The organism is Pseudomonas wayambapalatensis (genome assembly GCF_049942315.1).
In the GTDB taxonomy this organism is placed as follows: Bacteria; Pseudomonadota; Gammaproteobacteria; order Pseudomonadales; family Pseudomonadaceae; genus Aquipseudomonas; species Aquipseudomonas wayambapalatensis.
In genome coordinates, this window is the sequence record NZ_JBNFMU010000050.1 from 1 (window position 1) to 11,609 (window position 11,609).

Here is an 11,609-nt window from a genome sequence, read left to right on the forward strand (position 1 = left end):
TGGCACGGGCTACGCCCGTGTTCGCGGGCAAGCCCGCTCCCACAGGGAGATTGGGCTGGCGTTTAGATTTTGAACAAGACAGTTGCTCCTGCAGGGATCAGGTCGAGGCCCACCACCGTGCAAACCAAATGGATCGATGACCTGCTGGCCATCGCCGAAACCAAGAGTTTCTCCCGCGCGGCCGAGATCCGCTGCATCACCCAGTCCGCACTGTCGCGGCGCATCCGCTCGCTGGAGGAATGGGTCGGCGTCGAGCTGGTCGACCGCAGCACCTATCCGGTGCAACTGACCGCCGCCGGCAAGACCTTCTGCGACGAAGGCCGAGACGCGCTGTCGATCTTCCATGACCTGCGCTCGGCGCTGCGCCGAGGCGAGCGCATGCCCGGGCGCTCGATCCAGGTGGTGGCCGGGCACACCCTGTCGATGACCTTCCTGCCCACCTGGTTCGCCGGTTTCCAGCGCCGCTACGGCTACTTCAATGCGCGAGTGCTGGCCGCCAACGTGCAGGAGGCGGTCATCGCCCTGGCCGAAGGCAGCTGCGACCTGATGATCGGCTACAGCCACCCGCGTGCACCGATCATCCTCGACCCTGACAAGTTCGTCGGCCTGCGCCTGGGCAGCGATGCCTTCTTCCCGGTGTCGGCGCCCGACGCCGAAGGCCGCCCGCTGTTCGCCCTGCCGGGGGCGGCGGACAAACCCATCCCCTACCTCGCCTACACCACCACCTCGTTTCTCGGGCGGGTGGTGGATGTGTTGCTGCAGGGCAACGCGCAGCCTCACCTCAAGCGCTTCTACGAAGCCGACATGGCCATGCACCTGATGCGCATGGCCCGCGAAGGTTATGGCATCGCCTGGCTGCCGGAGTCGGCGGTCGAGGAGGAACTGGCCAGCGGTCGGCTGGTGCGCGCAGGCGGGGATGAGTGGAGCGCGGAACTGGAAATCTGGTCGTTCCGCTCGATCGGCAACAGCAACCCGACCATGCTCGAGCTGTGGAAGTCGCTGGAACGCGACCTGCGCTGAAACGCCGCCGGGGCCCTTGCGGCCCCGGCTTCAGGTGGATTGACGGTCGATCAGAACTTCAACTGCCACTGCCCCATCACGGCATGGTTGCGTGCATTGCTGCCCAGCTCGCCGTTGTAGCCCAGGCCCACACTCTGCCGCGCACTGAGCCCCAGCTCCAGCCCGGCCTCGACCACCAGGCTGTCACGGTCCAGCGCGCTGCCCTGGACGCTGAACGCATCGCCTCCGGCCAGGAAGGCCTGGCGCGTGCGAGTGTCGAGATTGCCATAGGTGTGGCGCCAGCCCAGGCTGGCGCGGGGCGTCAGGCTCATGCCGTTGTCCAGTTGCCCCAGGTGCGCGATGCGCACGCCGAAGGTGCTGGTGACGTTGTCCTGCGTGTCGGCATCCACCGCCAACGCTGCATCGCCGCCCTTCTCGCGGTAGCTGTCGCGGTGATAGCGCTGGTAGCCCAGGTTGGCGAAGGGCTCGGCACTCAGGCGCCCGCTGCCCAGGGCATAGCCCAGCTCGGCGAAGGCTTGCTGGCTGTCGGCATCGTAGTTGCCCTTCAGGCGCTCATCGAAGCCATCGAAGGCCACGCTGCGCTTGCTGTCGCCGTCGTGGCTGCTGTACGCCGCGCCCAGACGCAGGGCCAGCGGGCCGCTCTGGCGTTGGGCGTAGAGGCCGGCATGCCAACTGCGCACCTTGCCGTCCAGGCCGCTGGCGTCCAGGCGGGTGCGCGAGTATCCGCCCAGCACGCCCAGGCGCCAGTCGCTGCCCACCGCCCAGTCCAGGCCCATCACCGCGCCTCCCGTGCGCTGCTCCAGGCTGCTGGCGCCGTGGCTGCCATCGACCTTGCCATAGCTGCCCAGTGCCTGGCCCCACACTCGCCCCTGGGCGTTGGGGTCGTTGAGGTTGCGCACGCCCTGGGGCAGGCCGGTGGCGGCGAGCACCGGGGTGTCCTGCTGATCCAGGCCCACCAGCAGCCCGGCATTGCTGCCCATCGACTGCAAGGCACCCAGCATGGTGCTGCCCACCTGGGCGCTACCGGCCAGGGTGGCGGCGGCGAGGTTGGCGGTGTTGCTGCCCGACAGCTGCTCGATGGCATTGCCGGCGCTGGCGTTCGAAGTATTGACCAACGCACTGTACAGCGCACCGCCGCTGCCCAGGCTGGCCAGGCTGCGCGCCGCAGCGCCACCGTTGACGCTGCGGGCGAACTGGTCGAAGGCGACATCGTTGCGGCTGTAGGTCAGGCCTACCGACTGGCTGGTATAGCTCAGTTTCGGGGTGAGGAAGGCGTAGTCGCTGGTGACCTGGCCAAAGGTGCCGTTGATCGCACCGGCGTTGAGCACAGTGTACTGGCTCTGCCAGGGGTACTGGCCCGGGGTCGGCTGGATGCGCAGGGTGGCACCGCCCAGATTGGCGATACCGCTGACGTTGATCGGCGCGCTGCTGCCGTCGGCGTTGACGCCATAGACCAGGCTGGCGCCCGAATCGAACTTCAGGTCGCCCTTGACCGTGGCCACGCCCAGCCCGGTGTTGGTCAGCATCGTGCCCCTGACGTCGAGGCCACCGACCACACCACCGCCCGCGTAGGTCGCCCCCTGGTCCACCCGCATGCTGCCGAGCACGCTGCCCTGGTTGACCAGCGCCGCGCCCTGGGTGATCTCGCCACCCTGGCTGAAATCGTTGACGCTGCTCAGCGTCCAGGTGCCGCCGGAGACCAGCAGTTTCTCGAAGTTGGCGCTGTTGCCAAACTGGCCGCTGCCCTCGAGCTGCAGCGTATCGACGCCATCGCCCGCATCCACCAGGCCATTGAACACCCCACCAGTGCGCACGATCAGCCGATCGTCGCCGCCGCCCATGCTCAATGCCAGGCCGTTGCCACCGCTGATGGTGCCGCTGTTGATCACGATGTCATCGAAGTTGCCGACCAGCTTGATACCGAAACCGCGCTCACCACGAATGGTGCCGGCGTTGTCGATGGTAGTCGCGCCGACACCCGAACCTTCGGCACCATCGTCCACCAGGATGCCGTTGTCGACGCTGCGGATCAGGCCGGTGCTGGTGTTGGTGACCGTACCGCCGCCCATGGCGATGCCTTCGCTGCCATTGGGCCGCCCGCCGCTGTCCACGCCCTTGGCGCCCAGGCCCTGGATGGTGCCGGCGTTGTAGACGTGGCCGATGAAGTCGACATCGACGCCGTCGCCATCGCCATTGATCTTGCCGTCGGCGATGGCACCGGTGATGGTGCCCCAGTTGTACACGCTGCCGGTGCCGTCGGAGCCGAAGCCCGAGCCGTTGCGCCCGGTAACGCTGGCACCGGCATAGTTGTAGAGGGTGGCGTCGGTCTTGAGGTCCACGCCGTGACGGTCGGCACTGATGCTGCCGTAGTTGTACACAGTGACGCCGGTCGAAGTACCGATCTTGATGCCGTCGTATTTCTGGTCCAGGCCGTTGGCATCCTGCGGTGCGGTGTCGGTGTAGATACGCCCGTAGTTGGTGATGGTGGCGTTGGAGCCGGTCTTGATCGCGTCATTGCCCACGGCGTGGATCACTCCGCCCACCTCGTTCACCAGGGTGGTTCTGAAGCTTGGGTTGTTGAGGGCCTCCAGATCGATGGCCTGGCCATCGGTGATGGATTCGATGGTCCCGCCGTTGCTGATCTTGAGGCTGCCACCCGCGGTGGGGTTGGTCTGGAAACGGATACCGTCGTTGGTCCCCTGGATCAGCGCCCCGGCGCGGTTGGTGATGACGAAGAAGCTCTGGTCGGTGCCGCCATCCTTGGTGTCGATACCGCGGGCCACGGTGGAGCGAATGATACCGGCGTTATCGACGCTGACCGTGGTGCCGCTGGTCTGCTTGGGCAGGATCACCCCGTCGTCGGCACCCGAGACGATGCTGCCGGTCGGCGTCACCTTGAGCGTGTCGCCCTTCTTGAGTTCCAGCGTGCTGGTACTGGCATTGCCAACCTGGTAATCGGTGGCGTTGGCGGCCAGGGCAGCACTGGCGAGGGCGACACACAGGGCCAGACGGTGCGGCGTGAAATGCATGTTGGGGCGACCATTGTGATTGTTGATGGCCGGCCAATATGGCTATCAGATATTACCGTTTGATTGACAACTCGCGCCGACCGCCTTCAACCAGCGCCCCACCTCGGCGTAGATTCCCTCCACGGCCTCGACCATCCCCTGCATCCGCAGAAAATCGTGGGTCAACCCCTGCTCCACCCGCCACTGCAGCGGCACGCCGGCCTTTTCCAGGGCATCTGCCCAGGCCACGCCTTCATCCAGCAGCGGGTCATGCCCGGCCAGCGCCATCCAAGTAGGCGCCAGGCCCTCGAGCGAGGTCAGGTGCAACGGCGACACCCGCCAATCGAGGCGCTGCGATGGGTCACGCACGTAATGCTGGTAGAACCACTCCAGGGTTTCGCTTTCGAGCAGGTAACCCTCGGCATATTGCACATGGGACGGCCGCTGGCGGCTGATATCGGTGACCGGGTAGAACAGCAACTGCGCCAGCGGGCGCAACACCGCCCCCTCCTGCTGCTGCGCGGCCGTGGCGGCGACGACGATGGCCAGGCTGGCTCCCGCGCTGTCGCCACTGACCACCACCCGGCGGGCATCCAGGCGCTGCGCCTCGCCGTGTTCCACCAGCCAGCGGGCACTGGCCAGGGCATCGTCCGCAGCCGCCGGGAAGGGTGCTTCCGGTGCCAGACGGTAGGCTGGCGCCAGTACCGCAAAGTCGCTGCATATGGCCAGGCGACGACACACCGCATCGTGGGAGTCCAGGCTGCCGACCACATAGCCGCCACCGTGGAAATACAACAGCACCGGCTGCAGGCCGTCCACCGGCGACTGCCGGCGATACAAGCGTGCCGACAGCGGTTGGCCCTCGCCATCCACCATCTGCAGTTGCTCGACCTGCAGGTCGTCAGGCGGGCTTGGGTCGAGCACCTGGGAGCTGCGTTCGAATTCGGCGCGGGCCTGCTCGACGCTCATCTGGTGCATGGGTTGGCTGCTGCCGGTCAGTCGGCCCAGCTCGACCAGTTCGAGAAAACCGGCCAGGTCAGGATGCAGAGACATTGGGAAATTCCTCGGAAGACGCGATACGGGCGCCCGCCAGTGCGGCGAGCGCCCGAGGTTTCAATGGCTGAACGTCGGTGCCAGGCTGTCGCGGATATCCGCCAGTACGCTGGGGTGCTGCAGCAATTCGAAGTGCCCTGCCGCCAACACCGCACTGGCCTGGCACTGCCCCAGCGCCGCCTCGAAACTGGCGCGCTCGCGGCTGCTGACGCCCTCGCCCCACCAGCAGCGCGCCTCGGCCGCCACGGCAGGCAGCCCGTGCAAAGCCTCGCCCAGGGCTTTCAGGCGCATGGCAACGACGAAGGTGTGCGCCAGGTCCTGCGCCTCGATCCGGGCGTAGACGTCCGAGGTGCTGCCCTGCTGGCGCAGTTGCCCGATCTGCACCGCCAGGGCATCGGCGTCCAGTTGCGTCAGCGTTGCAGGGTCGAGCGCCGCTGCGGGCGCATCGCCCAGGGTGACCGCCACGAAACCGTGGAAGTCGTCACGCCAGTCGCCGCCCGGTGCAGCCAGCCCCGGCAGGTAACTGTCCACCAACCCCAGCAGGCTGACCTCGCGGCCAAGGCGGATCAGCTCGGCGGCCACCAGCACCGCCAACGGCCCACCCAGCGACCAGCCCAGCAGCCGCAGCGGCCCTTCAGGCTGCTTGCGCAGCACGACCTGGGCATAGTCGCCGGCCATTGCCGCCAGCGAGCTGTCCTGCCACTCGCGGTCCAGCAGCATGCGGCATTGCAGGCCGTAGACCGTGCACTGCCCGTCCAGGTAGCGGGCCAGCGGCTCGTAGTCGAACACCGTGCCGAAGCCGGCATGCAGGCAGAACAGCGGCGAGGTGCCGTCGACGATACGGTTGAGCGCCAACAGCGGATCCGGCGCCTGCGGCTTGCGTTCGCTGCCGCACAGTTGGGCGATGGTCGGTTTGCCCATGATGTCGCGCAGTTTCAGGCTCAGGCCCAGCTCAGGTGCCGCGCGGACCTTGCCCAGCACCTTGAGTACGCGCAGCGAGTCGCCGCCCAGTTCGAAGAAGTTGTCGGTGATCCCGACCTGGTCGAGCTCCAGGACCTCCTGCCAGATACGCACCAGCGCCAGTTCCTGCGGGGTACTGGCCGGCACGTGCTCGCGCGCCTTGAACTGCGGATCAGGCAGGGCCTTGCGGTCGAGCTTGCCATTGGCGCTCAGCGGCAGCGCCGCCAGCAGGATGATCTGCGCCGGGACCATGTAGTCCGGCAGCTCATCGGCCAGGTGCGCACGCAGGCTTTCGGCCAGATTGGCATCCGCCTCGGCCACCACATAGGCGACCAACTGCTTGCTGCCATTGACCTCCCGCGCGACCACCACGGCATCGCGTACCTCGGCCCGCCCACGCAGGCGCGCCTCGATCTCGCCCAGCTCGATACGGAAACCACGCACCTTGACCTGATTGTCGAGCCGACCGAGGTAGTCGAACACGCCATCGGGGCGACGGCGCACCAGGTCGCCAGTGCGGTACAGACGCCCGCCCGCCTGCGCGAACGGGTCACAGACGAAACGCTCGGCCGTCACGTCCGGACGTTGATGGTAACCCCGCGCCAGGCCCTCACCGCCGATGTAGAGTTCACCGGCAACCCCGTCCGGTACGGGATTGAGTGCAGCGTCCAGCACATACAGGGTGCGCTCGCCGACCCGAGTGCCAATCGGTGCGTACACCGCCTCGCACGGCTGGCTGGCCGCGACGCGCCAGAGCAACGGGGTGACCACGGTTTCGGTCGGGCCGTAGCCATTGGTCAGCGCCTGCGGGCGCAGGTTGCGACGCACCAGGTCGTAGTTGGCCTGGGCCACCGCATCGCCACCGAAGCAGTAGATGCGCACCGCCGGCGGCTCGCGGCCTTCGGCGTATTCAGCCAGTTGCTGCAGGTAGGCCGGGGGGAAGCAGGCGATGTCGATGCGCTCGGCATGCAGCGCTTGCCAGGTCTGCTCGGGCGTCCACAGTTCGCCTGGGCGGATCACCAGGCAGCCGCCATTGCTCAGGGTGGACAGCCAGCGCTCCTGGGCGCCGTCGAAGGCGAACGACATGAACAGCAGCTCGCGGGTGCGCACGTCCATCTCGTAGCGCTCGGCGATCGCCGCGCAGTGCATGGCCAGCGGGCCGTGGGTCACCGCCACGCCCTTGGGCTTGCCGGTCGAACCCGAGGTGTAGATCAGGTAGGCCAGGTTGTCCGGCGACACTGCCGCGGCGCCACGGGTAAGGCCCGGCGCGTCGAGGTCAAGGCTGTCGAGGGGCAGCCAGTTCACCCCGTCGCGCTGCGGCAGGCGCGCCTGCACGCTGTGCTCGGTGAGGATCAACGAGGCGTTGCTGTCTTGCAGGATCCAGTCCAGGCGCTCCCGGGGGTAGTCGATGTCCAGCGGCACATAGGCGCCACCGGCCTTCATCACGGCGTAGAACGCCACCACCATGTCCACCGAGCGCTGCAGGGCCACGCCCACCCGCACTTCCGGGCCGACACCCTGCGCCACCAGCAGCTCGGCCAGGCGGCTGGCCCGCTGTTCGAGTTGCGCGTAGGTCAACTGGCGACCGGCACACACCAGCGCAACCTGGGTCGGGCGCTCGCGGCTGTGGCGGGCGATCTGCTCGCCCAGCAGTGCCGTCGGCGCCTGCCCGCCCAGGCGGTTGGCTTCGACCAACTGCCGCTGCCCGGCCTGATCGAGCAGGCCGAAGTTGCCAAGCCGAGCCTGCGGCTGGTCGAGCATCGCCTGCAGCAAGGTCTCGAAGCTGGCGAGGATCTGCGCAACGCTGGCCGGCGTGAAACGCCCGACCAGATAGAGGAACTCGATCTTCAGGGTCGTGCCCAGGTGCACCGCCAGGTCCATGGCGTAGTTGGTCACGTCACGGGTGCTCACCTGGCCGAACTGCAACTGCTGGTCCTGGGCCTGGGCCAGGCGCTCGTCCACCGGGTAGTTCTCGAACACGATGATGCTGTCGAACAGGCCACCGGCGCCCTGCCCGGCCCAGCGCTGGATATCGGCCAGCGCCGTGTGCTCATGGTCGCGCACCTCCAGGTTCCAGGCCTGCAGGGCCTGCAGCCATTGGTCCAGCGGCTGCTGGTCGGACAGGGTCTGGATGATCGGCAGGGTGTTGATGAACAGGCCGAGCATCTCGCCCGAACCTGCCAACTCCGCCGGGCGCCCGGCCACGGTGGCGCCGAAGCACACGGTCTGCTGCCCGGTATGGCGCTGCAACAGCAGCAGCCAGGCCGCCTGCACCAGCGTGTTGGGCGTCACCCGCAATTGCTGGGCGACCTCACGCAGGCGTTGAGTCCGCGCGCCATCCCAGTCCAGGTACAACGCCGCATGGCCTTCAGCCTGCGCATCGGCCGGCAACGGCAGGCTGGCGCTGAGGCTGGTCGGCCCTTCCAGCCCTGCCAGGCGCTCGCGCCAGAAGGCTTCCTGACGCGCCGCAGGCTGCTCGCGCAACCAACCGATATAGTCGCGGAAATGCCCGCGTTTGGTGGGTAGCGGATGCCCGGCATAGCACTCGAAGACCTCGCCCATCAGGCGCGAATTGGACCAGCCGTCCATGAGGATATGGTGGCTGGTCCAGATCAGTTGGGTGGTGTCGTCATCCAGGCGCACCACGCTCAGGCGTGCCAGCGGCGCCTCGAGCAGCTCGAAGCCGCGCGCGCAATCTTCATCGGCCAGCGCCTGCAGGGCGCCAGGTTCGACGGTGCGCTCGCGCCAGTCCAGGCAGCGCGCCGGCAGGCTGCCCTGGCGGTAGACCACCTGCAGCGGCTCGGCCAGGTGGCTGGCGGTCCAGAAACCGGTGCGCAGGATCTCGTGGCGCGCCACCACCTGCGCCCAGGCGGCGATGAACGCCTCGGCGTCCAGGCCCTTGACCTCGATGCTGGTCTGGTTGATGTACAGGTTGGCTGCCGATTCCTGGGTGTGGAACAGCATGCCCAGCTGGGTCGGTGACAGCGGGTAGATGTCCTCGACCTGCTCCAGCAGGCCGGGGAAGCGGTCAAGCTGGGCCTGGTCGAGCCCGCACAGCGGGAAGTCCGAAGGCGTCGCGCCGCGCACCGGCAGTTCCACGCAGTGGCGCACCAGCGCGCCGAGCTGCTCGATGTAGCACTCGGCCAGGACCTGAATCTCGTCGGGGGCGAACTGCACGCGGCTGAAGATCCAGTTCAGGCTCAGCTCGCCGCCATACAGCTGGCCATTGACCGTCAGCCAGTTGCCCAGCGGTGCATCCTCGCCCTGTTCCGCACCCGCAGACTCGTTGGCCGGGGTGAACAGCGCACCGTCGTCCACGGCGAAACTGCCGTCGAACTGGCCCAGGTAGTTGAAGGTCACCCGCGGCTGCGGCAACGCCGCGAGCAGCGCTCGCACCTGCGGCTGGCCGTAGTAACGCAGGGCACCGAAGCCGACGCCGCGATGCGGAATGGCGCGCAGTTGCTCCTTGACCTGCTTGATCGAAGCCCCCAGCTCGGCAGCCGGCGTCAGGCACACGCTGAACATCGAACTGAACCACCCGACGGTACGGGTCAGGTCGATGTCGTCGAACAGGGCTTCGCGTCCGTGCCCTTCCAGTTGCACCAGGGCGTGCTCGTCACCGGTCCAGGCCACCAGGGTGCGCGCCAGAGCCGTCATCAACAGGTCGTTGATCTGGGTGCGATAGGCCGCCGGGGCCTGCTGCAGCAATTGCCGGGTCAGGGCCGCATCCAGGCGCACCTGCACCGTGGCGGCGTCGCGATTGAGCAGAGGTTGCGTCGGCGCGGCTACAGGCCAGTGCACCTGCACCTCGCGCAGACGCTCCCAGTACGAAAGCTCCGCCTGGCCCTGCTCGCTGTGCGCATAGCTTTCCAGGCGCTCGGCCCAGGCCTTGACCGAGCTGGTGCGTGGCCCGAGGTCCGGAGCCTGGCCAGCAAGGCTCTGCTGATAGGCGCTCTGCAGGTCGTCGAACAACACACGCCACGACACGCCATCGACCACCAGGTGGTGAATCACCAGCAACAGGCGCTGGCTGTCGTCGGCAAGAGTGACCAGCACCGCGCGGACCAGCGGGCCATCGGCCAGGTCGAGGCTTCGCTGCACCCGTTCACCCAGCGCTTGCAGGGCGTCGGGCTGCCCCCCCTCGACCCGTTCCAGCAACGTACCGATCGTGCTCACCTCACGGAACTGTGCCTGCCACTGCCCGTCCACCTGGGTGAAACCCAGGCGCAGCGCATCATGCTGCACCAGCAGCGCCTGCAAGGCGCGCTCCAGGGCATCGGCGTCCAGCGCCCGGGTCGGTTGCAGCAACACCGATTGGTTCCAGTGCGAGCGCTGCGCCAGCGGCAGCTCGAAGAACGCCTGCTGGATCGGCAGCAGCCCCGCCCGGCCGGTCACCGGCCCCTGCTCGGCCTCCTGACCTGCGGCCTCGATGCGCACCGCACCGGCCAGGCCCTGGATGGTCTGGTGGCGGAACAGGTCCTTGGGCGTGAAGCGGATACCGGCCTGCCGCGCGCGGCTGACCACCTGGATGGAGATGATCGAGTCGCCACCCAGTTCGAAGAAGTTGTCGTTGACGCCAACCTGCTCCAGCTTGAGCACGTCCTGCCAGATCCCGGCGAGGGTCTTTTCCACGGCGCTCTGCGCCGCGACATAGGCCTGTTTCGACTGGCCGACCGCAGGGTGCGGCAACGCACGCCGTTCGAGCTTGCCGTTGGGGCTCAGCGGCAATTGCTCGAGCAGCAGCAGGTGCACCGGCACCATGTAGTCTGGCAGCACCGCACTCAGGCGCTCGCGCAAGGTAACGCGCAAGGCCTCGGCCGCTGCGTCGTCCGCCACTGGCGTGCTTGGCACCAGGTAGCCTGCCAGTTGCAGGCCGCCAGCACCCGGCACCGCCAGCACCACGGCCTCGCGCACTTCGTCCTGCTCCATCAGCCGTGCTTCGATCTCGCCCAGCTCGATGCGCAGGCCACGGATCTTCACCTGATGGTCGATACGCCCCATGTACTCGATCACCCCGTCGGCGCGGTAGCGCGCCAGGTCACCAGTGCGGTACAGCCGCTCGCCGTTACCGAAGGGGCTGGCGACGAAGCGTTCGGCGGTCAGCCCAGGACGGCGGTGATAACCGCGCGCCAGGCCGGTGCCGCCCAGGTACAGCTCGCCCACCACGCCCACCGCCACCGGGCCGAGGCCAGCGTCCAGCACGTAGGTCTGCAGGTTGGCGATCGGCTCGCCGATCGGCACGCTGTCGCGGCCTTCTTCGCGGCAGGTCCAGTGGGTCACGTCGATGGCCGCTTCGGTCGGGCCATACAGGTTGTACAGCCCGGCGTTCGGCAGCTTGTCGAACACCTGGCGCTGGGCATCCACCGGCAGCGCCTCGCCGCTGCAGACGATGCGGGTCAGGCTGTCGCAGCCCGCCACCGCAGGATCAGCCACGAAGGCCTGCAGCATCGACGGCACGAAGTGCAGCGTGGTGATGCGCTCGCGGCGAATCAGCTCGATCAGTTGCGCCGGGTCGCGGTGCAGCCCCGGTGCAGCAACTACGAGGCAAGCGCCGGTCATCAGCGGCCA

4 protein-coding genes are annotated in these 11,609 nt (G+C 67.8%); 1 reads left to right on the top strand and 3 read right to left on the bottom strand.

Annotated elements, in window-relative coordinates:
- The first annotated feature begins 117 nt into the window (after positions 1-117).
- Positions 118-1,020 carry a LysR substrate-binding domain-containing protein gene (locus tag ACPZMI_RS01460; protein ID WP_186665391.1) on the top strand — a complete coding sequence of 301 codons (903 nt, stop codon included), beginning with the start codon at positions 118-120 and terminating at the stop codon, positions 1,018-1,020.
- 50 nt (positions 1,021-1,070) lie between these two features.
- Here the strand turns inward: ACPZMI_RS01460 and ACPZMI_RS01465 are convergent, their stop codons facing one another.
- The 3 genes from ACPZMI_RS01465 to ACPZMI_RS01475 all read right to left on the bottom strand — a co-directional run.
- Positions 1,071-4,049, bottom strand: coding sequence for an autotransporter outer membrane beta-barrel domain-containing protein (locus ACPZMI_RS01465; protein WP_426351537.1), 2,979 nt, complete (start codon positions 4,047-4,049; stop codon positions 1,071-1,073).
- A gap of 45 nt (positions 4,050-4,094) precedes the next feature.
- A complete protein-coding gene (locus tag ACPZMI_RS01470) occupies positions 4,095-5,081 on the bottom strand; it encodes an alpha/beta hydrolase (protein ID WP_426351538.1) in 987 nt (328 codons plus the stop codon).
- A 60-nt stretch (positions 5,082-5,141) separates the two neighbouring features.
- The coding region (locus ACPZMI_RS01475; RefSeq protein ID WP_426351539.1) for an amino acid adenylation domain-containing protein at positions 5,142-11,609 on the bottom strand (6,468 nt) is incomplete at its 5' end.

Excerpts from the sequence above, each read along its gene's own strand:
- ACPZMI_RS01465 (WP_426351537.1), bottom strand. The coding sequence starts at position 4,049 with ATGCATTTCACGCCGCACCGTCTGGCCCTGTGTGTCGCCCTCGCCAGT.
- ACPZMI_RS01470 (WP_426351538.1), bottom strand. The coding sequence starts at position 5,081 with ATGTCTCTGCATCCTGACCTGGCCGGTTTTCTCGAACTGGTCGAGCTG.